Annotated in this window: 17 protein-coding genes, 1 tRNA gene and 2 pseudogenes; 11 read left to right on the top strand and 9 right to left on the bottom strand. The window is 60.2% G+C overall.

Translation table 11 applies throughout. The annotated features are described in order from the left end of the window. Positions 1-518: 518 nt before the first annotated feature. Both QW845_RS31520 and mobB read right to left on the bottom strand, forming a co-directional pair. A complete protein-coding gene (locus QW845_RS31520; protein WP_315805442.1) occupies positions 519-758 on the bottom strand; it encodes a sulfurtransferase TusA family protein in 240 nt (79 codons plus the stop codon). Positions 759-874: 116 nt separating this feature from the next. Next, complete coding sequence (gene mobB, locus QW845_RS31515) at positions 875-1,408, bottom strand: molybdopterin-guanine dinucleotide biosynthesis protein B (RefSeq protein WP_315805412.1); 534 nt, start codon at positions 1,406-1,408, stop codon at positions 875-877. A gap of 241 nt (positions 1,409-1,649) precedes the next feature. Here mobB and mobA point away from each other — a divergent pair, with 241 nt between their 5' ends. From mobA to QW845_RS31490, 5 genes are all read left to right on the top strand, one after another. Further along, the gene (mobA, locus tag QW845_RS31510; protein ID WP_315805411.1) at positions 1,650-2,279 is read left to right on the top strand and encodes a molybdenum cofactor guanylyltransferase MobA; all 630 of its coding nucleotides are present in this window, start codon (positions 1,650-1,652) and stop codon (positions 2,277-2,279) included. Between the two features lie 9 nt (positions 2,280-2,288). Next, on the top strand, positions 2,289-2,879 hold the full coding sequence (locus QW845_RS31505) for a cation transporter (protein WP_315805410.1): 591 nt from the start codon (positions 2,289-2,291) through the stop codon (positions 2,877-2,879). 186 nt (positions 2,880-3,065) lie between these two features. Continuing rightward, complete coding sequence (locus tag QW845_RS31500; protein ID WP_315805409.1) at positions 3,066-4,277, top strand: ABC transporter substrate-binding protein; 1,212 nt, start codon at positions 3,066-3,068, stop codon at positions 4,275-4,277. Between the two features lie 83 nt (positions 4,278-4,360). Then, positions 4,361-5,332 (top strand): tripartite tricarboxylate transporter substrate binding protein, encoded by a 972-nt coding sequence (locus QW845_RS31495; RefSeq protein ID WP_315805408.1) that lies wholly within the window; start codon positions 4,361-4,363, stop codon positions 5,330-5,332. Between the two features lie 174 nt (positions 5,333-5,506). Continuing rightward, a tRNA-Ile gene (locus QW845_RS31490) sits at positions 5,507-5,582 on the top strand. 320 nt (positions 5,583-5,902) lie between these two features. On the opposite strand, the gene QW845_RS31485 is transcribed toward QW845_RS31490, so the two are convergent. Together QW845_RS31485 and QW845_RS31480 are read right to left on the bottom strand one after the other, a co-directional pair. Further along, the gene (locus QW845_RS31485; protein ID WP_315805407.1) at positions 5,903-7,144 is read right to left on the bottom strand and encodes a site-specific integrase; all 1,242 of its coding nucleotides are present in this window, start codon (positions 7,142-7,144) and stop codon (positions 5,903-5,905) included. A gap of 484 nt (positions 7,145-7,628) precedes the next feature. Then, complete coding sequence (locus QW845_RS31480; protein WP_315805406.1) at positions 7,629-7,865, bottom strand: helix-turn-helix transcriptional regulator; 237 nt, start codon at positions 7,863-7,865, stop codon at positions 7,629-7,631. Positions 7,866-8,506: 641 nt separating this feature from the next. Here QW845_RS31480 and QW845_RS31475 point away from each other — a divergent pair. Then, positions 8,507-9,703, top strand: a pseudogene (locus QW845_RS31475) (IS256 family transposase). Between the two features lie 337 nt (positions 9,704-10,040). Here QW845_RS31475 and QW845_RS31470 read toward each other — a convergent pair. From QW845_RS31470 to QW845_RS31455, 4 genes are all read right to left on the bottom strand, one after another. Further along, positions 10,041-12,599 (bottom strand): M1 family metallopeptidase, encoded by a 2,559-nt coding sequence (locus QW845_RS31470; RefSeq protein WP_315805405.1) that lies wholly within the window; start codon positions 12,597-12,599, stop codon positions 10,041-10,043. A gap of 53 nt (positions 12,600-12,652) precedes the next feature. Next, positions 12,653-13,804, bottom strand: coding sequence for an NAD(P)/FAD-dependent oxidoreductase (locus QW845_RS31465; protein ID WP_315805404.1), 1,152 nt, complete (start codon positions 13,802-13,804; stop codon positions 12,653-12,655). After that, complete coding sequence (locus QW845_RS31460) at positions 13,801-17,589, bottom strand: LodA/GoxA family CTQ-dependent oxidase (RefSeq protein ID WP_315805403.1); 3,789 nt, start codon at positions 17,587-17,589, stop codon at positions 13,801-13,803. The genes QW845_RS31465 and QW845_RS31460 overlap by 4 nt, the downstream gene beginning before the upstream one ends. Positions 17,590-17,678: 89 nt before the next feature. After that, positions 17,679-19,391 (bottom strand): thiamine pyrophosphate-binding protein, encoded by a 1,713-nt coding sequence (locus QW845_RS31455; RefSeq protein WP_315805402.1) that lies wholly within the window; start codon positions 19,389-19,391, stop codon positions 17,679-17,681. A gap of 134 nt (positions 19,392-19,525) precedes the next feature. Between QW845_RS31455 and QW845_RS31450 the strand changes: the two genes are divergently transcribed. From QW845_RS31450 to pgeF, 5 genes and pseudogenes are all read left to right on the top strand, one after another. Beyond that, a complete protein-coding gene (locus tag QW845_RS31450) occupies positions 19,526-20,509 on the top strand; it encodes a LysR family transcriptional regulator (RefSeq protein ID WP_315805401.1) in 984 nt (327 codons plus the stop codon). 492 nt (positions 20,510-21,001) lie between these two features. Next, positions 21,002-21,304, top strand: a pseudogene (locus QW845_RS31445) (integrase core domain-containing protein); the annotation flags it as partial. Positions 21,305-21,819: 515 nt separating this feature from the next. Beyond that, positions 21,820-23,160 (top strand): ATP-grasp domain-containing protein, encoded by a 1,341-nt coding sequence (locus QW845_RS31440; RefSeq protein ID WP_315805400.1) that lies wholly within the window; start codon positions 21,820-21,822, stop codon positions 23,158-23,160. Beyond that, a complete protein-coding gene (locus tag QW845_RS31435) occupies positions 23,153-24,121 on the top strand; it encodes a hypothetical protein (protein ID WP_315805399.1) in 969 nt (322 codons plus the stop codon). Before QW845_RS31440 ends, QW845_RS31435 begins: the two co-directional genes overlap by 8 nt. After that, positions 24,118-24,936 (top strand): peptidoglycan editing factor PgeF, encoded by an 819-nt coding sequence (pgeF, locus tag QW845_RS31430; protein ID WP_315805398.1) that lies wholly within the window; start codon positions 24,118-24,120, stop codon positions 24,934-24,936. The genes QW845_RS31435 and pgeF overlap by 4 nt, the downstream gene beginning before the upstream one ends. A gap of 140 nt (positions 24,937-25,076) precedes the next feature. Here the strand turns inward: pgeF and lysA are convergent, their stop codons facing one another. Then, positions 25,077-26,372, bottom strand: a complete 1,296-nt coding sequence (lysA, locus tag QW845_RS31425; protein WP_315805397.1) for a diaminopimelate decarboxylase — start codon at positions 26,370-26,372, stop codon at positions 25,077-25,079. Positions 26,373-26,698: the final 326 nt, after the last annotated feature.

Raw genomic sequence — 26,698 nt, 5'->3', positions numbered from 1 at the left:
TCCCCAGCGGGCATGACTCGCCCCCCGCAACCTCCGCGGAAGCGCCCCAATTGGTGCAGAACCGAGGCAAATTGTCGATAGTAAAATGGTAATAATCGGTCAATCTTGGTGGATTGATCGCACTGCAGCGCGAATGTGTTGCTAACAAACACACAAATTCACGTGCAACCAACGCGACCGCCACTCACGGCTGTAGTAATGTTGCTCTCGATTACTTTCCCGACGCGTCACGGCCATCCCTGATGGAATCAACTAATGAGATGTGCGGACCATCAGCGACGGACACGGCTCGACGCCGCATGCGCGCGCTCGCGGAAACGTGAAGAAGGAACAACTTGTCCTTGCCTGGCAACAGCATCGCAAGCCTGGACTGAGAACGCGGCATTGTTGTGAGCTCGGGTTGGCGCCCCTGCGACGATAGGAAGCAGCACGATCCCTTGACACATCGATGCGCCGAGACATCGCGCGAACTATGTAGTTCGAGCAGCCAGCAGCAGAGGATGTCGTCGCCGCGCGGATCATCCGGCCGGTTCCGCGGCCTTCTCGATCCGAAACAGAATGCCGCGCTCGGTGCGATCGACGCTCTCGACCCGATCCCCGGTCTGCCGCACCAGATTCGGGATGTCGATCACCGCAAGCGGATCGGTACAGCACACTTCGAGCCGCTCTCCCGCCTTGAGCGTCTGCAGCGCCTTCCGGGTCTTCAGCACCGGCAATGGGCACTTCAGGCCCGTCAGATCCAGCCTCGTCATCATCATGCGCGCGACCATGGAGAAGCGGTTCCGGCACGTCAACCCGGGTCGCATCATCCCATGGAACCCGGAACTGGGTTCCATGAATGCCAGAAGATGCGGGTGCGAACTCGCGAGTTCCATCATGGAACACCAGGTTTGTCGCCCAGCGCGAGAACGTCCGCCCGCGGCATCGCCAGATGTTGGACGAGTGCCGCGACCGCCGGGATATCGTCGAGATGAGCGCGCGGCAACGCCGTCTCGGCATCGCCGTCGCTGACGAGCCCGACAATGCCCGGATCGTCGGGAAACAGCAGCGGCTTGCCGTTGGCTGTGCGATGCACCTCGATGCGGCGATGCGGGCCGGCCTTGTAGCCTTCGATGACGACCAGATCGACGGGAGACAATCTCGCCAGCAGCTCCGCGAGGGCCGGCTCCCTTGCGCCTCGCAGTTCGTGCATCAGCGCCCAGCGCGTGCCCGACGCGACGAGAACCTCCTCGGCCCCGGCCTCGCGATGCCGCCACGAATCCTTGCCCGGGACGTCGACGTCGAACTTGTGATGGGCGTGCTTGATCACCGAGACGCGCAGTCCCTGCCCCCTGAGATGAGGAATCAGCCGCGTCAGCAGCGTGGTCTTGCCGGCGCCGCTCCAGCCGGCGAGGCCGATGACTTTCATCGCAGTCTCCAGAAAGGCCCCGGCGCTTTTGCACAGCCAGGAGCGCGGGATCGATCGATGGCCCGAAGGCCCCGTGGAACGCCATATCCACTCTTGGCGATGTCATGCCAGCAGCCGCGCGGACCAGGCAAGGGCTCGTCGGGGAGGGGCATGCCGGTACGGCCGCCGCGCAGGCGCAAATGGTGGATCGCGCGCGGGCCGACGCTGACGCCCTGGCAGCAGTCGTGGTAACGAGCCCGCGATGACAGCCATGACCTCGACTTCGATCCCCGGCGTGCTGCTCGCCGGCGGTCGCGCGCAGCGGATGGGCGGCGGCGACAAGCCGTTGCGCATGGTCGACGGCCGCACCATCCTGGAGCGCGTGATCGCGCGGCTGGCGCCGCAGTGCAGCCGGCTGATCCTCAATGCCAACGGCGACCCCGCGCGCTTCGCGGGCAACGGCCTGGCCGTCGTGCCGGATGGCGTCGCCGGCTTCCCGGGCCCGCTCGCCGGCATTCTCGCCGGGCTCGACTGGGTTGCGGCGCATATGCCGGAGGCACGTTGGATGCTGAGCGCCGCCGGCGACTGCCCCTTCCTGCCGCGCGATCTGGTCGCGCGGCTGGCGACAGCGCGGGCGGCGGAGCAGGCCGAACTGGCGGTGGCGGCGTCCGGCGGACAGACCCATCCGGTGATCGGGCTGTGGCCGGTCGGGCTGCGCGAGGATCTCCGGCACGCCCTGGTCGCGGAGGACATCCGGAAGGTCACCCGCTTCACGGCGCGCTACAAGGTCGCGACCGTGAGCTGGCCGTCGGTTCCGCTGGATCCGTTCTTCAATGCCAATACCGCGCTCGACCTCGCCGAGGCGGAGCGGCTCGCGGCTCTCGATGATTGAGGACGCCTGATGGACGCGACAACCATCGTTCGCCGCGCCGTGCTTGCCGTTGCCGCGCTCAATCTCGGCTATTTCGGCATCGAGTTCGCCGTGGCGCTGGCGATCGGCTCGGTGTCGCTGTTTGCCGACAGCGTCGACTTTCTGGAGGATGCCTCGGTCAACATCCTGATTGCGCTGGCGCTGCGCTGGAGCGCGCCGCAGCGGGCGCTGCTCGGCAAGGCGCTGGCGCTGATCCTGCTGGCGCCCGCGGTCGCCGGACTGTGGACCGCCGGCGAGAAGTTCTTCACGCCGATCGCACCCGCACCGCTGCCGCTCACCGTGACCGGCCTCGGCGCGCTGATCGTCAATCTCGGCTGCGCGTTGATCCTGGCGCGGGTCAGGGACCACCAGGGCAGCCTCACCCGCGCCGCCTTCCTGTCCGCACGCAACGACGCCTTCGCCAACATCGCGATCATCGCGGTCGGTCTCGTGACCGCCTTTGTGTGGCCCTCGATCTGGCCGGACCTGATCGTGGGTGTCGGTATCGCGCTCATGAATGCGGACGCCGCGCGCGAGGTGTGGGAGGCTGCGCACGAGGAGCAAAAGACCGCCAAGGCCTGAACGGCCGAGCATCCCGCGCGCGTGCGCGACGACCTCACTCCTTGCGGCATTGCAGCGCACAGGACCGCTCCACCGCTCCGCCGTCCGGCATGATTGACGGCCGCCCTGGATTGATTGCAGATAGGCGGACCGGCCGGCAGAGCCGGAACAAACAACGGCGTCACGCCGGTACCGGTGGAGGACTGATTGCAACTCAGCTATTTGAAGCGGGCGGCGTGGGCCGCAGCCGCGCTGCTGGTCACGACCGCCGCGCAGGCCGAAATCTCCGACAACGTCGTCAAGATCGGCGTGCTCAGCGACATGAACGGCCCGGCCTCGACGCCGACCGGCCAGGGCTCCGTCACCGCGGCGCAGATGGCGGTCGATGATTTCGGCGGCAAGGTGCTGGACAAGCCGATCAGCGTCATCGTCGGCGATCATCAGCTCAAGCCCGACATCGGCGCCGCGATCGCGCGCCGCTGGTACGACACCGAGCAGGTCGATCTCATCGTCGACGTGCCGGTCTCCGCGGTGGGCCTCGCCGTGCAGACCATCGCCACCGAGAAGAAGAAGCTGTTCATCACCCAGTCGACCGGCGCCGCCGATTTCCACGGCAAGTTCTGCTCGCCCTACGCGATGCAGTGGGTGTTCGACACCCGCGCGCTCGCCACCGGCACGGCGAAGGAGGTCGTCAAGCGCGGCGGCGACAGCTGGTTCTTCATCACCGACGACTACGCCTTCGGCCATTCGCTGGAGCGCGACGCCTCGAGCGTCGTCACCGCCAATGGCGGCAAGGTCGTCGGCGCGGTGCGGCCGCCATTCGCGACGCCCGATCTGTCGTCCTTCATCCTGCAGGCGCAGGCCTCCAAGGCCAAGATCATCGGCATCGCCGCCGGCCCGCCCAACAACATGAACGAGATCAAGACCGCATCCGAGTTCGGCCTGCTCAAGGGCGGACAGCAGATGGCGGCGCTGCTCGCGCTGGTCACCGACATCCATTCGCTCGGCCTGCCGGCCGCGCAAGGGCTCCTGCTCACCACCTCGTTCTACTGGGACATGGACGACAAGACGCGCGAATGGTCGAAGCGCTATTTCGCCAAGATGAACCGGATGCCGACGATGTGGCAGGCCGGCGTCTATTCCGCCGTCATGCACTATCTCAACGCCATCAAGGCGGCGGGCAGCGACGATCCGCTCGCGGTCGCCGCGAAGATGCGTGAGACGCCGGTCGAGGACTTCTTCGCCCGCAACGGCAAGCTGCGCGCCGACAATCTGATGGTGCATGATCTCGTGCTGGCGCAGGTCAAATCGCCGGAGGAGAGCAAATATCCCTGGGACTACTACAAGATCCTCGCGACCATCAAAGGCGATGACGCGTTCGGCCCGCCCGATCCCGCGTGCCCGCTGATCAAGAAGTGACGGCGCACTGAACGATCGGCGGCCGGGGCGACCGGGCCGCCGCATGCGAGCTGAACGACAACAATCAATGGGGGAAGACGGGCATGAAGCTGGCGCGCGCGCTGCTGTTCGGGCTGATCGTCGCGGCGGGCCTCGCCGCCAAACCGGGACCGGCGCTCGCCGCCTATCCGGACCGTCCCATCCGCTGGCTGATCGGCTTCGCCCCCGGCGGGCCGGTCGACATCGTCGCCCGCATCATGGCGCAGTGGCTGTCCGACCACCTGGGCCAGCAGGTCGTGGTCGAGAACCGCACCGGCTCGGGCGGCAACATCGCGGCCGCGGCCGCGATCAACTCCCCGCCCGACGGCTACACGCTGCTGTTCGTCGCGCCCAACAACGCGATCAGCACCTCGCTCTACAAGAAGCTGCCTTATGACTTCATCCGCGACACCGTGCCGGTCGCCAGCATCATGCAGCTCACCAACATGCTGGTGGTGAGCAACGACGTGCCGGCCAAGACCGTCAAGGAGTTCATCGACTACTGCAAGGCCAACCCGGGCAAGATCGCCTTCGCCTCCTCGGGCAACGGCACCTCGGTGCACATGGCGGCCGAGCTGTTCAAGGCGATGACCAAATGCGACATGCTGCATGTGCCCTATCGCGGCTCGGCGCCGGCCTTTCCCGACATCATCTCCAACAAGGTGCAGTTGATCTTCGACAACCTCCCGACGGCGCTGGAACAGTCGCGCGGCGGCAGCGTCCGCGCGCTCGGCGTCACCTCGCCGCAGCGCTGGCCGACGGTGCCGGACGTGCCCGCGATCGCCGAGACCGTGCCCGGCTACGAATCGGTCGGCTTCTACGGCATCTCGGCGCCCAAGGGCACGCCGCCCGAGATCGTCGAGATCCTCAACAAGGCCGTCGGCGAGGCGCTGAAGGACCCCAAGCTGGTGGCGCGGCTCACCGAGACCGGCGGCATCCCGCGCGCGATGACACCGGCGGAGTTCGGCAAGCTGGTCGTCGACGAGACCGAGAAGTGGCGCAAGGTGGTGGAATTCGCCGGGGTTTCGGTGGACTAGCGTCGCGGCGGGCCTGAACGGACCGTGCGACGGAGCCGCGCCAAAACAATCGGGCAGCGGCATTGCCGGATTGCTGGCCAGGCTGTAAACGGAGCCCGAGCCGTCGTTGGGGTTCCGATGCCGCGCCGGACAGGCCCGCTCCTGCCCGCCGCCGGCAAGACCTCGGCGTCGCGGGGGCCTGTAGCTCAATGGTTAGAGCCGACCGCTCATAACGGTCTGGTTGCAGGTTCGAGTCCTGCCGGGCCCACCAGCAAAGTCAAAGACTTGCTGGCTTTCAGTTCGGCGCTTCTGCGTCTCCGCACCAGAAACCGCACCAGATACGTCCACTTTTCGTTCGTTTGGAAGCCGCACGGCTCAGCCTCTGCTGACTCACGCCAGCAGCGGGAAGGTTCGACGGTGTAGGAGAACACTTGGCCGCAGGGACGCTGCCCTGCCCCAGCGACAGCATCGCCGACCCAGCAGATGAGAGCCACGATCTGGCAAGCCACGCCGCTCAGGCGCATGGCCAGCATCACACAGCAAATGTCCACGCGATATCGGCGGATCGCGGCGCTATAAACCGCGAGGCGTTCATTCCGACTTCGGCCGGTGCAACGCAATCACCGATCCGGCCGCCGTCACCGCTTGCCTAGGTGCGGAATCGCGCTTCGCAATCTTCTCGACAGCGTCTGAGAGATAGTCCGGATGATGGTGACCATAGGTATTCAGCAGGACCTCGAGCGACATGCCGAGATAGCCCGCGGCCTGCCAGGGGTCCGCACCGCGCTGCATCAGCCACGTAGCCGCAGTGTGCCTGAGCGTATGGGGCGATATTCCAGGACCGAGCTCGGCAAACCTTACAGCGCTCTTGAAGGCGGTTTTGACCGACGCCACCGGCTTGCCATTGAACTCGACGAAATGCTTGGCCTCCGGATCGATCCGGTGCCAGCGCCGCAAGTGGGCGAGCAAGCGCGAAGGGATCGGAACCGTCGGCTGTCGCTTGTTCGTCTTCGCTACGCCCCGCTTCTGGCGATAGTACCGCCCCCGCTCCAGATCCACATAAGAGCGCCCTACCGCCGGCATGGGGGAGGCTGATGCGATGGCTCCTGCGCGCGTCCCGCTATAGATCCCAATCAGGATGAAGCGAGACAGATGTCTCAGCGGACGTTTCGCCGTTGGAGCCTTGACTTCGTCCCCAGAGCGGCGCGACGCCTTTTGCCTTTCGCGATAGCGCCAGCACGTCCAGATCAGCTTTGCAGCCTCACTGCGCGTGAGCCACCTGTCCCGAGGCTGCCCCTTCTCCGGCAATGAGACCTTGACGATCTCTCGATGAAATCCCTCCGATGCATGATAGCCAATGGCGGCGCGCAAATCCTCCAGATCGCGTCGCGCGCCACCCCGATTGCAGCGCTTCTTCCTGTAGGCTCGGCATTCCTCGCCGTTGACCTCACCAAGGGTTTTGGCGCCCCACCAATCGTTCAATCGCTCGATCCGCTTTTTGAACTTTCGGATCGCCGGCACGGTGTCTTCAACCTCGCCGTCCACCACGAAACGATCCCGAAGTTTTTGGAGCTGAGCATCGGTGTAAATCGAGAGGACGTCCGCGATCGGGATGTCGTCGATGTGCCTTACGCGCCGCTTCGGTGTATATTTGGACGCTATGTATTCCTTTAGCTTCTTCTCGGCTGCTGCAACCTCATCCGCAGCGCAGCCTGTGCTGACATCCCGACCGTTGTCTCTGATAATCCAGGTTGCTCGGTGGGTGATCCTCCCGCGCTCGTCCCGACGGGCGGCCTTGAGCTGGAGTCGAGCTCCCTTGCTTCGTCGCGGCATAGCTCTCGCATCCGTTGAATGTGAGCCAGCGTCGTAAATTCCTTGCCGGCAATTCTCTCGATGACCAGCCGATTACGGTCGCGTTCCCGTCGCAGACCTGCAACTGTCATTCCTCCCAGAGGAAACGCGATTTTCACAGCATCGGCAAGACGAAGCGGCGTGTCAGGCGCAATTTTTGGTTGCTGACAGTCTGGCATCAGGGTTCATCAGAGCTAGAACGCGGGTAGCATCAAACTAGCTGGAGCGGGACGCTGAAGGAATTGGCGAGCCCAGGCTAGCGCACAACGAAGTGTGTACGCGCGCAATCGGAAAGAGCAGGAAAGGCGAAAGACCTCCGCCTCAGACCTGTTTCACTGCAAACGGGAAAATAGAGGCCCTAACCTCCATCCATCGGAGTAGAAGGGCGCTCCCGCCTGTCGAAATGCTGCGGGATTGCGGCCTTCCGAGTTGCCGCAGCAGAGTACCCCGCGGCACGCTCATCACCTCAGCTATGCTTGCTCTCTTGAAACAATTCAGCCACGGTCGCATCCAGGGCGAGGGCAACTCGGCTCAACGTGTCGAGCCGAACATCGAGCTTTCCTGCCTCCAGCTCGCTGATCAGCGCCTGCCGGAGACCAGCTGCATTAGCCAGTTCCTCTTGGGTCAAGCCCTTATCAAGCCGAAAACGTCGCAAATTGCGCGCCAAAATCTGCCGCGCGGCATGAATGTCCCGCCGAACCATGAGGCAAGAGACACATTTGAAGCGCTTGCCATCTATACGTAATAACGTATATTACGATCGATATCCTCAGGCCGGAAGACTTCTGGGGTGAGTGGATGCAGCCCTTCAGGCGTGCAACGCCGCCCCCCAAGCTGAATGCGACGGAGAAGTGCGATGCCAGGAAGTCCTTCCGACCGGACCGTTGCGGTAACAGCAATCGAACACAACAACATTGTCATCACTGTCGCCAGCTTAATTCATGAAGCCCGGAGCTCGAAGCCTCCCGCAGCCTCCGCGACCTTCGTGACGATGATCTTGGGAGGACCACTTGCCGGCCAAAGGTGGGAGGATCCGTCTTGGAGCATGATGATCCGCAACCACGCAAGTGCGGTAGGTCGAGTTGCAGATATGGTCGCTGAACAAGCAGGCCGATGAGCGGATTCTCACTCGGGAATTCAATGGGCTGGAGCTTCACCGCCTTCCCCCACACTAACCGAACATACGAGGTCGTGTCCCCAGTGATGGTGTAGCTCGGTAGAGCAAAGCCGCCCGGACGCGCGCTCCCAGACAGCGCCGTAGCGGGCGGGCGGCTTTGCGGCGGTGACCGGCAGTTCTCCGGTAGGATCGGGTTGCGACACGCCAACGCAACCGAGGAACCACCGATGACCGACGACATGATGAACCTGCGCACGCTCGTGGAGAAGACCCCTGATGCCGATCTGTTGCGCGAGATAATCGGCTTTGCCGCCAGCGCCTGATGGAGCTGGAAGTTGAAGGCCAGACCGGCGCGGCCGACGGCGAGAAGAGCCCCGAGCGTCTGGCCCAGCGCAACGGTTACCGCGCCGGACCTGGAAGACCCGCGCGGGCACGGTCGAGTTGCGCATTCCCAAGCTGCGCAAGGGCTCCTACTTCCCGGGCTTCTTGGAGCCGCGCCGGATGGCCGAGAAGGCGCTCACCGCCGTGGTGCAGGAAGCCTATGTGCAGGGCGTCTCGACCCGTTCGGTCGACGATCTGATCCAGGCCATGGGCATGACCGGGATCTCCAAGAGCCAGGTGAGCCGGCTGTGCGCGGAGATCGACGACAAGGTGAAAGCGTTCCTCGCCCGTCCGATCGAGGGCGACTGGCCGTATCTGTGGATCGACGCCACCTACGTGAAGGTGCGCCAGAATGGCCGCATCGTCTCAGTCGCGGTGATTGTCCCGGTCGGCGTCAACAGCGGCGGCCGGCGCGAGGCTCTCGGCATGGACGTCGGCCCCTCCGAGGCAGAGACGTTCTGGACCGCGTTCCTGCGCAAGCTCGCCCGTCGCGGCCTGCGCGGCGTCAAGCTGGTCGTCTCCGACGCCCATGAGGGCATCAAGGCGACCGTCGCCAAGGTGCTCACGCCTCGTGCCAGCGGTACCGCGTGCACTTCATGCGCAATGCCCTGGCCCATGCCGGCAAGAGCGGACGCCGCGTCGTCTCCGCCTTCATCGCCACCGCACTTGCTCAGGACGACGCCGACGCTGCACGAGCGCAGTGGCGGAAGGTTGCCGACCAGCTTCGCCCCAAGCTGCCCAAACTTGCCGACTTCCTCGGCGAGGCCGAGACCGATGTGCTGGCCTACATGACCTTCCCGCCACCGCATCGGACCAAGCTACACTCCACCAATCCGATCGAGCGCCTCAACGGCGAGATCAAGCGACGCACTGAGGTGGTTGGCATCTTCCCCAACGAAGACGCCATCGTCCGCCTCGTCGGCACGATACTGCTCGAGCAGAACGATGAATGGGCCGTCCAGCGTGCCCGTTACATGACGCTGGAAACCATCGCCCTGTTGAGCGATGATCCGACCGTCAGCGTTCCGGCTATCGCCAGCTGACCGGCCCGGCTCTTGCCGGTGAACGCGGTGCCCCGCCGCCAATTACACCACGCCCGGGGACACGATCACATACGACATTTCATCCAGTCCTTCGCCTAACACGTCCGGGACCAAAGGCCACTCCGCGGCACAAGGTCAGCATCTCGGATAGCCTGCTCGCAGGCACTCCCTAGGAGAGCGGGACAACAGCACATTCAATGGTTACGGTTTATTTGGGCAAGGAACGCCTCATTTGTATTTCAAGGCGTTTCAGAAGCTCCCCAACTGGAACGAGGAGGAGCTCCGATTATCTGTATGGCTGTAGCGCCAATCGTGCACGTCTCTTGGCTCGCACCCCTTAGCTGCTAGCGGCAAGCCAAGCGTCAATCTCCGGGATACGCTTTTCTCGAACCGAGAGCCGGAATGCCATTCCCGTGTAGAACCTTTCCACCTGCGCCTTGTTTGCTTCAGGTACGTTGACGTCAATGAACTCCCGAAGTTGCTTCAAGATGCTCGCATCGAGGCCCAGCGCGCCGATCGATGGAACGAACGTCACCCGCTGCATCGCATCGAGCTTGGCGTTCAATTCCTTGAGGTGAGACAGAACAAAGGTCCAGGCGAGCGGAGCATTTTCCCCGGCGACACGCGAAATCATCGTCGGTCCGGTCGCTGTCGCCGGATCCTTTCCAAGCGCAATGTCAAGGCTGCGTGCAGCCAGGTCTGTGTTGCGTGCGCCTGCGAGAGCCATGAAATACTGGTCCTTGGCCACAGGATCGACTGTTGCCTTGGCAAGTTCGTAGAGCCGATCATAAACGCTTAGATCGGAACGTAATCCCACGACCCTCAGAACTGGCTGCCTGATCGAAGATGGCAAACTGCCGGGATCGTCCGGATGCGCCAGGGAGCCGGCAAACCGCGTCTGGGCCTCATCAATTACCGCCCGATCTCCCAATCGGCCGAGCGCTCCGATCAGTTGCTCCCGCAAGACAGCAACATTGTCAGCCTCCCCGGACCGCCGGTCCCAGCCTATCCGGGCAAAAGCAGGCTTGAGGATGCCAATCGCAAACTCGTCGAAGCGCTGTCTTCCGCCGAGGCCCCAATAGAGGCCGTCAATCGACAGGAGGGTCTCGATCACCTGGCTCCAGATCACGGTATGGGCATCAACCTTGATCTGGCGCGTCAGGTCGAGATAGGCTGCGATCGGCGACTCTCCGGCCTCTCCCAAACTCCAGACGTCATAAAGCAAGCCCAACTGGTCGCCAGGCGCCAGTTGATCAAATGCGCCGGCCAATTGCTGGAAGGACTCCCCGGAATATTTGCTCCGGTAGTACGCCCCCTGACCATAGTTTATCTTGATGGGCAAGGTGCCAGCCACGTCGGCCTGCATCGATTCCAGACTGGAAGTGATTATGCTGGTGGCCGGCTTGTCACCGCGCACCGATGCCACGATCACCGGAACATGCCAGACCAGGGGCTTGCGGGACTCGACATCCAGTCCGAAACGACTCTGTCTCACCGACAGCTTGACAGCATCTCCAACGTTCGCAGCGCCTTCCACGCTGATCAATGGCACCCCCGCCTGCAGCGTGAAATCATCGGCGATTGTCTTGATGTCCTTTGCCCCGGCGGCCGTTAGCTCGGCCCATAGGTCGTCGGTCACTGTATTCTTGTATGCGTACCGCTTCATGTAGGTGCGAACGCCCTGCCGGAAGACATCTTCTCCGACGTAATTTTCGAGCATGCGAATGACCGCCTGCCCCTTCTGATAGGTAATGTCGTCAAAGGCCTGGTCTGCCTGCTCCCCGCTCTCGATTTCTTGCACCACCGGATGGGTCGTCGCCCTCGAGTCCTGCTTCATTGCCCTTTGCCGCGCCGACTCCGATTGCAGCCACATCATCCACTGCGGATAGAACTTGTCCGTGGCCTTGTTCTCCATCCACGACGCAAATCCCTCATTGAGCCAAAGATTGTCCCACCATTGCATGGTCACCAGGTTCCCGAACCATTGGTGCGCCATCTCGTGCGCCACGACTACGAAAACGCGCTGCCGATCCGACTCGGTCGAGAGCATGGGATCGATCAGTAGGGATGTTTCGAAGTAAAGGATAGCTCCCCAATTCTCCATCGCAGAGAAACCGCCACCGCCGGGGGCGGCCAGCAGATCAAGCTTGGGCAATGGGTACGGGGTGCCGAAATAGTCGTTGTAATATTCGAGCAGCTTGACGGCGCTCTCCAGAGCGAACTGGCCCTTATGGGAGCTCCCCGCTCTCGACAACACGGACACGGCAACACCGCCGGCATTGGTTTCCAGACGGTCCAGCTCGCCGACGCATAGAAACAGTAGGTAGCAGGACATCACCGGGGTCCGCTGAAATCGCACCAAGCGGAACCCGGACTCTGACGCTTCTGTTCGCTCGATCGGCATGTTCGACAAGACCGTCTCGTTCGCGGAGGCCGCAACGCTGACGGTGAATGTTGCCTTGTGCGCGGGCTCATCCCAGCACGGCATGAAGCGACGCGCCGCCACGGCCTCGAACTGGGTCAGCAGCATGTGCCTTGGGCCTGCGGCGGTGTCGTATCTGGTAATGAAAAGCCCCTCGGCACTTTCATTGATCTTCCCGAGATAGTTGATAGCCAGGTCGTAAATTCCTGGCTCAACCAGTTCGTCGAAATGGAGGTTGACCCGCTGGCTTCCCGCATCCATCGCGGGCGTTCCTGTGCGGACGCCGTGGCTGCTTCTCAACTCGGTCGCCTCGAATTCGAGCTCGACACTATTGAGGGTGATGATCGACGTTGGCTCCAATACCTTGATCGTTATGGTCGATCGTCCCTTGAAAGCCAAGGCGCTCACGCGAGGCACGATTTCAACGTCATAATGAATTGGCACCACGTTCGACGGCAGCAGAATTCGCGTCATGAGTTCCTCCGTGGCAAGATCCTGAGAAATATTTCGCAAAAGCTGAACGAATTTCAGAGACCAATCCCGCGTCGCGCGGGAGAGGGATCTGAGCGCTCCTTGATGTGTCTTCGTGTCCAGAACGGGCTATCGGGCCATTGTCGCTCCAGCGCATAGAAATGTCGTCGCATGTTCAAATGATCTTCAGTGTTCGCCGCGATACGCGCGGCGTAATCGGCCGACCGATCCTGACCGTGGCGAAGCGATGCGTGGATCACCTCGGCAGCCCGGATGCCGTCCTCGAGCGCCTTGTAGATGCCCTCGGACCCGAGCGGATCGAAGATCGAAGCAGCGTCGCCCACACCGGTCCATCGTGCACCGCAGGGCCTCTGGCGCTGGGTTACCGGCGCTGCGCGCACGATCAGCGGCCCTAGGTCGAATGGCGTGTTGGCAAGACGCGGAGCGATATGACGGGTCCCGGCCAGCGCGTTGAGCCACTCCGTCGGGTGGTCGAGGCGCCTAGTCCGGGAAATCTCCGGATCGGTCGCAAAGGCAAGCGACAGGCGGTTTCCGGGCAGCCCCGCGGCGTACCACCATCCTGCTTCGGCAGTTTCAGTCATGGTCAGACGTGAAGGCCATGCTCCTGGAGCGAGCGCGGCCGTAGCGGTGATGAAGACCAACAGATCATGCTGGATCGATGAAGATCCGATGCAGCGGGCAAAGGCGGCGCGCGGACCGGTGGCATCAACGACGTGCCTGGCAACGATCGGAATTTCGGCGCAGTGGGTGCGCAAGTGCAGCCGGAAGCCGCTATCCAGGATCAACGCTTCGGCGCCGGCGAGCCGATGACCGGGGCGGATCGGGATGCCGCGTTGGGCTACAGCCTCGCGGAACGATGCATCGAAGCGCGGACGATGGATGTGCCATCCGCAACCGCTAATGTTGGTGAGGAAGTCATTATATCCTAGAAGCGGGCTGCCCCAGGAGGCACAACTGCCCAGACAGGGTTCGTGGCCTGCGGCCCGAAATCGATCCCACATGTCCAACGCCTTCAGCAGCTCCGAGACATCCGGCGGCAGGGACTCACCGACCCAATCGTTCCGGGCCGATGAAGCCGCTTCAACAACGGCGATATCGGTAATTCCGGCAGCATGGAGCGCCAAGGCGGTAGCGCAACCTGCCACGCCGGCGCCGAGGATCACGACATCGAAAGCATCAGGCTTCAATGGATTGTGCCCATTCCACGCACCACACCGCTGGGGTGCAGGTTTTGTTTGCGCACCGGCGTACTCATGCGCAGCGAAGTCACTAACATTGACGCTACCGGGCACTTATCCTGGATCCAGCGGAACAAGACGTTGCGGCGCGTGCCACCTCCTGATGCCGGCTGATCGAAGACTGGGCCCATCGGGCCGGCCGGAGCAGCCAGCCTGGTGAACAGCACGCTGAGCTCCGGATGACCTGGCACGACATAGCCATTGCGCGGCTCGGCAAGCGCCCGCAAGAAGTCGGTCGTCGGCTGCTCGAACCACCATGCGAGGCTGTGAGTGACACCGGTGGCATCGGCCAGAATCGTTCCCTCGTGACCGAGCGCCCCGCGCTGCGCGACGCGGAGGCTGTCTACCAGATCAGCCATTTCTCGCGCCGGCGAAGGCTCCGGTGGTGACGGCGGCGGTTGAGGATGACCGAGGCTGTCGGTGTATTCCTCCCAGAGGGCAATCTCGGCGTCGGTGAAGACGCGGTACATCGGACCTGTCTGGAAATCGAGCAACTGGCGCATCCGGCTGTTCCGCCAGTCTCCGGGCGTGAGATAGCCATGTTCGACCATGGCATCCAAAAAGCCAGGAGGATTCTCGAACCATTGGTCGAGCCGTGTCGGCCCCAGCATGTAACGCTGGTGGTTTCGGCTGCCAAACTTGGCCTTATCGCTGATCAGCGCGATCATCCTGTCGCGCAGGGTCGGTCGGTTGCGCAGATGTTTCTTGAAGTCTTCGAAGAAGGTGCCAACCGACCCGAAAGCGACGTAGCCATTCCAGATTCGTCGCCACGCCTGCTGCGCCGCGCCCTCTCCGCCGGCTTCGCGAATTTGGCCAAGATAGAGCCGAACCGCCTCGGCGGCTCGCTGTCCATGCCCGTTGACTGCATTATCAATCCCGATATGCATGACGTAGAAGTGCGGATTGATACCGAAGAACTCCATGATATCGCGCGTCGGCTTCAACTCCAGTACGCACCACTCAAGCTGCAACGTCATCCCGATGATCTCAGGGATGTACTCTTCGGTGAATTGGGAGATGGCCAACTCGAAGGCTGGCACCTGGAACGCGCTGTCCAAGAAGGTCGGATCGAAGGCGAACTCCTGACTATTGATCGGCGGCGGTGCGTAGCCCACGCTGCGGCAGAGATCGCGGTAGATATTGCAGTGATGCATCGAGACGTCGCCGTCTCCGAGCTCATCCATCCACACCGAAAACAGCAGGGCGCGCACCTCATCCTGCGGGCCGGCCCGGCCGATATAGCGAAGCCATGCGCCGTCAAGCAGGTTGAAGGGTGCAAGCTGCTTGATGCGCTCGACCGCGTCAGCACGTGATCGCACAGTATTGCCGGGATCTCCCGGATCGCTTTTGTCCGCATTCTCGGCGAGGTCGTTGTAGATCAGGTCGAGCCGGTCCGCGAATGCCTGGTCCGAATACTCGAAGAACCGAATGTCCTGCTCGGCCTTGTCGGGATCGTTGGAGAGACGCTCGGCCTGGTCGAGCCAGTAATCCACGAAGGCACGCGCGGGCCGCAGCACACCTGGATAACTCGAGATGTTGAGGAGCCTGTGGTACAGCATCCTTGGATCGAGTTCGCTCGCCGCGAGCCTGGGATCACTGACCTGCTCAAGGTAGGTCGCGTTATTTGGGAATGGAACAACGGGTGTGCGGCCCGTATCGCGCAGCTGACCGCGGGTTTCCAAAAACCAGTCCTGTGGCAGGGTGGCATTCGGCGGCATACGCACGGCCGGATCATCGATGCGCGTTGCCTGCAAGACCACGCCGACGCGGTGCCAATTGTCGAGTATGTCGACGCGCTCCTGATATCGTCCCCATCGTTCGGCTTCGGGTGAGTCGGTGCCATAGCCGCGCACCGACCAGCGTTGCGCTCCGATCACCGGCTTGAAGGCGGGCGGCTGGCCGGGATTCGTGGGCTGCGTGACCCAGTGAACGTCGGAGGCAAGATTGACGGCCACCGGGCGTTGGGCCGGCCAGGACCAGAACACCTTCCGGTTGCCCTTTGGATTGGGATAGGGCGGATGAGTTGCGCAGGAATTATAGTCAGTGTGCCACGGCACCGCCATGAACTTCCCAAGGTCGCCGGGCTCCAGGCCATCTTCCTCGCGATGTCGCGGGACATAGCCAATGGTGAGCAACGGCCGGTCGCGACGAAGCCCGCCGGAATAATCAAGCCTCTTGCCCTTGATGCGAAACGGCCCAGTACCGCCGGTTTGCCAGGGCTGAACATAGATCGTGGGCTCGCGCACCACGAATGTCACATCGATGCCAGGGCTGAACCGTCCCCCCAGGCAGTTCACCAGCACCGCTTTATCGAGGTATTCACCGGGCCCAAGCGGAGTTCCGGAGCCGGGCCGAAATGCATCACGGCCTTCATTCCAGCGCCGGAGGAAGAAGTACTGCGTCTTGCGCAATGAAAGGAACGGCTCATAACCGTCACCGAGCGCAAGCGGCATCATGGTTGTGTTGGTGTGCTGCGGGCTTTCGGGATCGTCCAGCTCGAATGGATTGCGGAAGATCGGAACGATGCCCGCAAGCTCGCTATGGTGCGGATCATCCGCGGCCGAAATATCGGCAAGCTTGGCATGGGCGGATGCCCCGTGCGGGCTCAGATTGACGACCCATCGCTGCTGTGAGGCGCTGCGGAAGATTGGCGCAATCTGATCGTCGAATGTCGGCTTGTATTGGTTGCTGTAGGCATTCAAGTTGCGGTCGAAGATATCCGGCGCAAGATCGAGCTTGCGCACCCAACTGTCGTAGATATCGTCCCAGGCTGAAACCGAGTTGAGGATCTGCGGCGCGAACGAAGGATCGGCCGTGGTTACCCAGGCGCCCGCCGCCTCCACCTGCGTGCCGTCGTCGAACACGATCGTCGCCGAGACTGGACCGTCGGACGTATCGTCAAACCACTGGTTGTTGTTGACATCGTCTGCAACCGCGATTTGTCCGTCGATCCTCCAGCCAACTGCCCGCCCATAGCCACCGAGAACAAGGAGGCGCCCCGAACCATCCGCCTTAAGTTCCCCAAGCGTATCGATCGGACCGGACAGCATCTCCATGTCGGCGAATGCGGGAAAGGCCACGGGATAATCCGGCAGAATGACGGGACGCTGCTGCGCCGGATCATAGGCGCATGGCGTTGTTACCCGGTCGAAGGCAACCGTCGTGTTGGTTCGACCGGAGATGGCTCGCGGCCCCGGATCGATCGTCAATCTGGCTACACGGGCGGGGTCGTCCAGGATCGCGATCCGTCGATCGACTGGGGGCTGCTCCGGCTCGTCAGCCGTTGTCAGGCGAACATTGCGGATTTGGGGAAGAGCGCCGTTGGAGTAGCTGTCGATCCCCTGGATCGGCCCCTCCTCTGTCAGAACGAACCAATTTGCCTTCTTGTTGGCGACATGCACGGTCCAGATGATATCGGTCACCGTCTTGCCGTCGACCCGGTCGCCGATCTTCACCTCGACCCCGCCGCCGCGCGGCCAGCTTTCAACCGCGAGATTTTCATAGGCGAAGATCCGGAATCGGGCGGCATGACGCTTGAGTGCGCCCTCCCTGTCGCGGAGATCGCTGCTGGTCACGAGATCATGCTCGGTGCCCGGCCGAATTGGCAATCCACCGATGACATCGGGCGCATGGGGATCCGGATGTCCCGCCATCGTTTCGGGGGCGATAACATATTCAGAGCTGTTGCCAACCCTTGCAACCCCAAGGGCCGGGTGGACGCGGAAGATAGTCATGCCAGTAACTCTCCCGAGGATCGATCCGGATCGCGGTGGATGACCGCCTGCTGACGAGCCCTGAGGCGGAATCCGCTTGCTACCAAGTCCTAATAGACGGCACGTGACACCAACAACCCATCAAAATCTGCGCGAACTGCTTCCGGAACGTGCGGTCCAATTGCTTTGCGGACAACGGCAGGAATATCTCTCCGGTCAAGCACAACATCGATCAGGATAGGTCCATCGACGATTTCGGCGGCGATTCGCAACGCTTCGTGCAATTCGCGCAGTGTCGCTGCCCGCACATAGCGAGCCCCGAATCCCTGCGCCAACGCGGCGTAATCCCATGAAGGCAGGATGTTGTAGTAATCCGGCTCAGACCCGGCATCCTGGTAGAACCGGGGATTGCCCATGAATTGCTGAATCCCCATGATCTCGTTGTTGAGAACGCAGATCACAGTGGGCAGCCCGTACTGGACCAGCGTCGAAAGCGCCTGTGGCCCTTCGCGGAAAGCGGTATCGCCGACGAAGACCACCGGACGTTCGCCGCCGGCGCAGGCCGCTCCGACCGATGCTCCCACGCTATAACCAATTGACATCCAGATTGATTGCGCGATGTAACCGCCGCGCGCGGATATCGGGAGACCGGCGGAGGCAAATAGGGCGAGCCCGGTGTCGGCGATCACGCGCTTGCCGCGAACGAACTCCGAGACGTTTGCGAACAACAGATCGATCGTGAGTGGTGCATCTTTGAGATCCCGGACAGGGACGACTTGCGGTTGCGGCGCAGCCGCGACCGGAGCCCAGGACGCCGGCCTAGCCTGCCCACGCAGCCGCTCCGTCAATCCGACCACAAAATCGCGGAGCCTCACGTCTACATAGAAATGATGTCCGATACGCACGCCGCCGTTCGATGCCAGGACCATGCATCCGTAGTCCTTGGCCACGATGTCGCCGATGAAATCCGTGATCGCGGTGCCTAGCGCAAGGACGAGGTCGGCCTTGCCGACCGTCTCCTGAAGATCGGTCGCTGCGAAGCGCCCATCATAAACTCCGAGAAAGCCAGTTGCCGTCTCTGGCAACAGACCTTTACCTGCCAAAGTCGTGACATATGGAAGTCCGCTGAGATCCAACAGTTCACCAAGTTCGCGATGCAAATCCCATCGGTCGAGCTCTTCGCCCGCCCACAGAATCGGGCGTTGCGCGCCAGCCAATCTTGCCGCCACTTCGTTTAAGCATTCCGACAATGAAGATTGATTGACGCGTGGGACCGGTGCCTGAAGTCGCCCCGCCGGGACGGGGCACGGTTCGTGCCACAAGTCCTGGCTGATCTCGAGGTAGACCGGCCGCTTGTGCGTCATGCAGGCGATCAAGGCCTCATCGATCTTGACCGGCGCATCTTCAGCCCGCGCGATCACGATGGCTGCGACCGTCACCCGTGAATAGACCTCCAAATCTGTCTTGAATGGTCCCGTCGAGTGCAGAAACATGATGCCATATTCGAGCTGCCGTTCCTGCTGCTTGGACGAGGGTCCTCCATTGATGACGAGCACTGGACAGCGCTCCACGAACGCACCCGCGATCCCGTTGAGCGCGCTCAGGGCGCCCACACCATAGGTGCCGCAAATCGCACCGAAGCCTCGAATCCGGGCATAGGCGTCGGCGGCGTAGGCCGCCTCCATTTCGTACGTCGTGAAGACCGCCCTTAGCCGGCGGCTGTTAGGGAGCTCCGCCAGCAGCCCGCTGCAATAGCTGCCCGCAACATTGAAAAGATGTTCAACGCCCAACTCCTCAAGCCGTGACACCAGATAGGATGCCACGGAACCGTTCTGGCTTTCCTTAGGCATCATCATTGCCCCCTTAGGCATATCCCTTGGCCCACAACCGTTGCGAAAAGGCGTTGCTTTAGGCTATGCCACTCCTAGGTTGTGGAGGAATTCGCTATATTTTGCCAATGCCTGATAAAAAACTCACAGACGATTTGGACTGGGAAGACGTCCGCTATTTTCTTGCGTTGGGGCGTCACTGCTCGCTGTCCGCGACCGCGCGAGCGCTTCGTGTCACCCATGCGACGGTATCGCGACGGGTCACCCGCCTCGAAGCGCTGCTCGGACGCCCTTTGTTCGAGCGCCGCGCCGGGGGCTACTCCCTCACCCTGGACGGCAAGGCCGTGTTTGATGAGGCAACCGCCATGGACAACGCCGCGTCGTCCGTGCTGCGACGGCTCGATGAAAGCACCGGACTGAGCGGGTTGGTGCGCCTTACGGCAGGGCGCAGCCTTGCCGAGGGCTTCCTTGTCGAGCGCCTAGATGGGTTGCGTCGGCGTCACCCCGCAATCGACATCGAAATCATCGGCGACGTTCGGCTATTGAGCCTCGCCCGAGGAGAGGCTGACCTCGCCTTGCGCTTCGGCAAGCCAAAGAACAGTGAACTCGCCGCCAGGCGAGTGGGCACTATCGCCTTTGGCTTATATATCGCTTCGAGCTTGCGCTATGGATCGGACGTGGCGACGCGGCTTCCTCTCATCGGGTTCGACAAGGCAGGCGACTCGATCGCCGAAGCTGAGTGGTTGGCACGGCATTTTGCCGGACGGCGCTTCTCTTTCCGCGGCAACAGCCAAGCCGCCCAAGCCGCCGCAGCGCGGGCGGGCTTTGGCATCGCGCTTCTGCCCCGATATCTCGCTGCCAACGATCCGCGCCTTGCCGAGATTGCCTGCGACAAGCCGCTGTTGGAACGCGAGCTTTGGCTCCTCTTTCGCTCTGACCTCCGGAGGGTCGCCCGTGTCCGCGCGGTAGCGGACTATCTTATCGAGCTGTTCCGACGCGAAGGCCCGCGCTTCCTCGGATCTTCCGAGTTTCTGGACGGCCGAGCCGCAGACCTTGCGGACATCGGACCATCAAGAGCGCGGGAGAACGCTGATCCCGATCTGCGACAATAAGGCTCCGCTTAGCCGCGCTCTGGGATCCATGGCTCTCGGACCCTTCCGGCGCCTCTAGCTAGCTTTAATGGAGTTTGGCGACTGACCAGGCCAGCCGCAGCCGCTTCGGTCTCCTAGGCCCGCTCTGCGGCCTGCGGCGTATGGTCGGTCGGTCTGGGTCAAGACGCCGGATCGGAGGAACGTTTTCGGTCCAAGGCTCGACAGCTTCGCCCGCTTTGCCATGTCTGGAGCTCGGCGACACGGCACGGATCAGAGGGCGCTCGAACCCGGCAGCAGCGATCACCTTTTGCCGCGACCGCCACCCACCACATGCCGATATCGGTTCCGGAGCTCAAGGATCGCCAACCGATCGAGTTCACCCCGTCTGTAGCGTTGACGCAGCTCAGCACGCGCTTGGTCCGGAAGCGCGGCTATCAATTTCCCCCCTTCAGCGACATCGTCAAAGAGCTCGACGATTGCCGGATTCAGGCGAGCCTCATCATCCCGGAGCTGGGCCATCCGATCCAGAATGCCTTCGTCGAAAGCTTCAACGGCAGGATGCGCGACGAGCTGCTGAACGATACGCTGTTCTTCGGCATCGCCGAGGCAGGGAGCAAGATTGCTGCATGGGTCGCCGACTACAATGGCGAGCGGCCTCACTCCTCGCTGAAATACCAGACCCCGGCGGCCTACGCTGCCACATTCACCGCAACGGGCGATCGGCTGCGCAACCCCGACCAGCTCCGCCGCTCGCCCGTTGCTCTACCTGCGCCAATCGGCGCAAAATCCACTCGGATTCCAAATGCTGCTGGATGAAACTTCGATGGCAGGTCAATCAGAGACGTGCAACAGAAGGCAAAGGCGACGCAAAGGCGTATCCTCTGCATCGCACCAATGGGGACGGCGTCCGCCTTTCCTAGAGGCAGAGATACCAGGTTCGACGGGGTCGATCGTCGTTTCCGGACCAAAAGCGAACGCATTCAAGCAGCGGCGCCATTGAGGCGAAAAGAAAAATATGTACAATCGCGGATAGATTTTCGGCAGCTCGTTTTTGGGACTGCGGAGTAGATCTGACAATCCCGACCAGAAAGGCGGCTCCCGAGTACGCCCTGCATAATCGTGAGGTATACCGGCCTAAGTGTCAATTTGTATGCAGCCTCTGCTCTCTATTCCAGACTCTCAGAAGTATCGACGGGGAATTCCGGTAGAGAGCGTAAAGCTCGCCAGTTTCAACCGTATGGCTCCATGAAATAATCCTTCGACATCCTGGCTGCATTCTCAGCGAGCGCCGCACCTCCAGTTATCAAGCAATTCCTCACCCAGATGAAAAAATGAACACCTCACCCTCTTTTGTTCCTACCTCAAGAAGCATCCTTCTTTCCGACCATCTTAGAAAACTTGGAATTCAACGACTCTTCTGGAACAGCTCGAAATCGACGGATGCCGCGGCACTATCGACCCTGAACCAGGAATTGACGGCATTCTCACTGATCGGCGACTTCGATGCATGCCCATTTCTCGGCAGAGCCACCTCTCTCGAACGGCTTATTCATCGACGGGTCAACTACGACGTCTTCTCTTTTGAGAAATTGAACGAGGACGAACAACGCAAGTACTGCGCCACCATCGTTGACTTCGTAGACGGCACCGTATGCGGAATCGTACCGTTTTCTTCTTCCCGCGTACTATACAATATATTTTGTGTTCGGCCCCATTGTAGATATTTGGCAAACAACCCCTCTATCGAAACCTTTCTGAATTACAAGCCGTACGTGGAACGACTTCTGAGCGATCAAGGAATTCGAACGATTCCGTACTCGTCCTTTCTGCTCGGGCTTGGCGACAAATACGATATTCCACTCTCAATCGCTGAGGGCCGCGTAATGACTCGCATTCCAACCGGCACTGGCGGCACCGGCCACCGCCTTGGGCTACTCTCCGACCTAAACAGCACAACGCTTCCTGTCGGAGACATAATGTCAGTTGCGCCGTATTTGTTGGGAGCTCTATCATTTAACGTAAGCGCTTGCAGGTTCAGAAGCGGCGCGGTCCGGTATCACCCTCCCAGCCTTCAGATCATAGGTGACTCCGCGTGCTCAGCAAATCCATTTTCCTACTGCGGAAATGAGTTTGGACGGCTTGATGATTATTTGACGACTCACCATTATCAGATACTCGAAGACATTATCCTACGCACATCAGAAATACTTCGAACTGTTGGCTACATTGGCGTCTTCGGTCTCGATTTCATTTTGCACGACAACAATATACTAATCTCAGAATTGAACCCTCGCTTTCAAGCCTCCGCCTTGTTAGCGTCACACCTTTTGAATCGAGCCGGCCTTTCCACTGTTCATGAGGATCATATTTCTGCCCAGGTAGGACTAGAACCAACTCATGCGGCGATACCAATAAGCGAGCTAGCTCGCATTGGCGGCTCCATTTCCCAAATATTTGTCTACCAGTCAGGACAATCTGATTTTGGGTTGTCAGCCATCGAGCGCGAGACAACTATCAGTTTTGACCTGACTTATGATGGGAACGCGATCGAGGACGATGCCCTTCTTTATCGCGCCATCTTGCCAGAAAAAGTGACCAGCTGCGGAAAAGCTCTTCTGCCTGAAGTCCGCGCTGCAATATCCGCAAAATCGAAGGAAGTCGTCCATGGATGATAGTGAAGGCACGACTCGACAGTGGATTGATCGGTTTGCGCTACTCTGGGCGCTGCTCATCGCTGTGCTCTCTATCACTACATATGCGGTCGGGTACTTTTCCACTTACGGATTTCTCAAAGATGCCGGCACGGTAATCGCCGGCGGAGCCGTCGCGGCTTTGCTCTTCAACGCCCTCGCTCAGCGCTCAAACGCTCTTCTTATACATCAAGTTATTCGTCGCGCTCTCGATCAGGTCGTCTCACCGATTCAGGCCCACGTCAGACGCGACGCCTTGTCGGACTACAAATGGTATGTGCGACTTGAGCGCCCCTCTTCCTGTGACACTGGTTCCGACTACTACGTACAGATCATACGCTTAAGCTACACATGGCCGGATATTCCTAGACAGATCAAGGTAGTTGGCTGCGTCTCGAACGCAGGTAAAGCACTTGCCCCATGGTCACAAGATCCCGAAAAAGGCATTGTCTGGAAAATTGAGACACCGGGCTCCCCATTGAACATCGACGATCCTACGGTATTTGCAGTGGGCAGCTTGTACTTAAACGGTCGATCGTTATCGCCATTCTCAAATACTCGAGTTGAAGTTAAGGGGGGAGACGCGCGCGAGCTAATCTATGCAGTGCCCGCAGAATTTGAAGGAACGAGCGCTCGTTTCGAGGTGGAGATTCGCGCAAGAATGTTTGAACAGCCTTCGGGCCGAATGTACACTTCTAGCCAATTCTATCGACCTGCCATGAACGGGGAGATGATCTATGTCATCTCGGACGAAATTCCTGTTCAGGAAATTAGCCCTATTGTTTCGGAAGTGACCGAGGTTCTTCCAATCCAATTGGTAGCTGACGAGATTTGGGCCACGTCATCTCGCAGGAATCAAGCGCGCATCACATTTACGGGGCTAATCGATCGCGGTAGCGCAGTTAGGTTTGAATGGTACAAGGGGCACGTTGGAAACCCATGAAGCACATCACATCTCCTCTTCTCTCCGCAATACCTGGGGTGGTTCACGGCTTTTTCACGAGACAAGGTGGGGTGAGCAAGCACGAGTTCGCCACCCTGAATGGCGGCCTTGCTTCAGGTGATGACGCGATACTAGTACAAGAAAATCGGCGCATTGCCCTAAATGCTCTAGGCATCGGCAGCTATCGTTTTGTGAATTGCTTTCAGATCCATTCTGCGAAAGTCTGGACCGTTGAAGAAGCTGTAAGCGGACCCGATCCCCGCGCAGACGCGATGGTCACAAATAGACCTAGCCTCGCCTTAACAATCTTTGCTGCCGATTGCGTGCCGGTTCTAATTGCCTCCAAGTCCGGACGTTCCGTAGCAGCCGCTCATATCGGATGGCGAGGATGCTTAAGTGGCATAGTTGCAAATGTTCTTGGCGCACTTCGTCAACTTTCAGGCAAACAAGATCTAGTTGCGGCGATAGGACCCTCGATCAGGCAAATGTCGTACCAAGTTAGCCAAGACGTTTTCGACGCCTTTCGCCAAGCTGACCCACTCAATGAGCGGTTTTTCCTGCCGGACCCCAATGCACCTCTGAAATGGCTGTTTGATTTATCGGGGGTCATTGAGGGCCAGCTTTGCCGGGAGGCTGTAGAAGTCTGGGTGGACTCACATGATACCTGTTCTGAGCCCGACCTCTTCTTCAGCGCCCGCCGATCAGCCAAGGATAAATCCACGGTCTACGGTCGCATGATGTCCATCATTGCATTGCACGATTGCGAGAGTCTAGCGCAAGCTGGATCACCAACTGGCAGCAAGGCGTCACCGTAGGAGATTTGCCGCAATTGGTACCCAAGGGGTTCTAAGCATCAGCGCCAGAAAACCCGGCGATGACGCCTGCTGCCCGTTCCACGACTGAATACGCCGCCCGATGGACCGGAGGCCGGCGGCGCTACGTGCGCTCGACCACACTACATTCCGATATCACGTCCCTCATCGTACGCTTCCACTTCCCGGCGCATGATGTCGTCTAGTGTTCCCCTTCTCTCAATCACGCGCGCTCGTCCCAAATTGTCAATCAGGACCGAGGCGGGCAAATTCATGGAATTGTACTCACTCTTCATAGCGTGACTGTAAGCTCCGACATTTTCCATAACCATCAAATCTCCAACTCGCACCTCCGGGAATTCGCGAGGCAGCAATCGACCATCTTTGCCGACGGTAAACACATCTCCAGATTCACATAGATACCCTGCGACGACATACTGCAACTGCGTTGACTTTGGCGTACTCGAACAAGAAACGAATCTAATTTCGTGATGACTGCCGTACATAGCAGGCCGTATGTTATGATTGAGACCCGTGTTTACTATTATGTATCTATACCCTGAGCATTCATCATCGGCAGGCGTCGTTTTTATTGATTGAACCTCTGCCAGCAATAGTCCGCACTCTGCCACGAGGAATCTGCCTGGCTCAATAAAAAGTGTGACATTGCGTCCAATGTCGTCGGCAAGTCGACGCATGCTACGCGAGACCTCACGACCCCATTGGATGATATCCATCGGCTTCTCGCTAGGCCTATACGAAACAGGAAGACCACCGCCTAAATTGACAAACTCAAGGTCAGTAGAGAAATCGCGCGCTATAGCCAGAGTCGTCTCATTTATTTCATTCCATTTCTTCCACTCTTCGGTTTTCGCTCCCGAGCCGATGTGCGAATGGATGCCGATGATTTTCAATCCGTAGTATTTTGCAACTGACCGTGCTTCATCGATCTGATCAAGATAGATTCCGTGCTTGCTCCCGGGCCCGCCGGTATTTGTCTTGTTGCTTTCCCCGTGACCTCTTCCTGGGTTAACTCTTATAGAGCATTGATGCCCTCTCTTATTTGTTCCAAGAAGATGCAGTTGATCAATGGATGTGCAGTTGATCAAAATCCCTCTGTCACACAAAAATTTGTATACGGCGGCAGTTGCTCCTTCACCCGTATAGTAGATTTCCTCCGGATTGAACCCTGCCCGAAGAGCGCGATGAACCTCATTGACGGACGAAGCATCTATCCAAAATCCCTCATCCAACATAATGCGAAGAACAGCTTGAAGGGTCAGCGCCTTACAAGCATATCGGATCTTGCAGCTTTCGTATGTTATGGCGTCTTTAAGCTGCTTGCACCTAGACCGAATAATACTCTCTTGGAAGACGTAGAGCGGAGTACGGTATGTCTGCGCCAGCTCAATCAATCTTTCATCGGACAATTTCATCATTATAGCACCTATCCAAACTGATCTAAAAACAGGTCTTTAGCTGAGAGGTGCGCATCGGTAATGTCAAGTGGGGAGTTTTGAAAGGACGTTTAACGCCATTGATCCTGGCGCTTCGGGCGGACCATCCTCCCCTCCGACACCCAGGTGTGGCTATCGGCCGGGCACCGGATATGCGCAGGAGCTACCATGGGCCGGCGCTAAAGGTCCCGTAGAGCCTAAGCGTCAACCCGTGGCAGCCTTCTGTTCGTACTCCGGGACCGCAGTGGTGGCCGTCACAAGGTACTGTGGCAGAACGGCGAGGGCGTAAGTCTCTTCGTCGTGGGCTG

It is taken from the genome of Bradyrhizobium sp. SZCCHNS3002 (assembly GCF_032377435.1).
Classification (GTDB): domain Bacteria; phylum Pseudomonadota; class Alphaproteobacteria; order Rhizobiales; family Xanthobacteraceae; genus Bradyrhizobium.
This window is presented reverse-complemented; position numbering and strand designations above follow the sequence as displayed.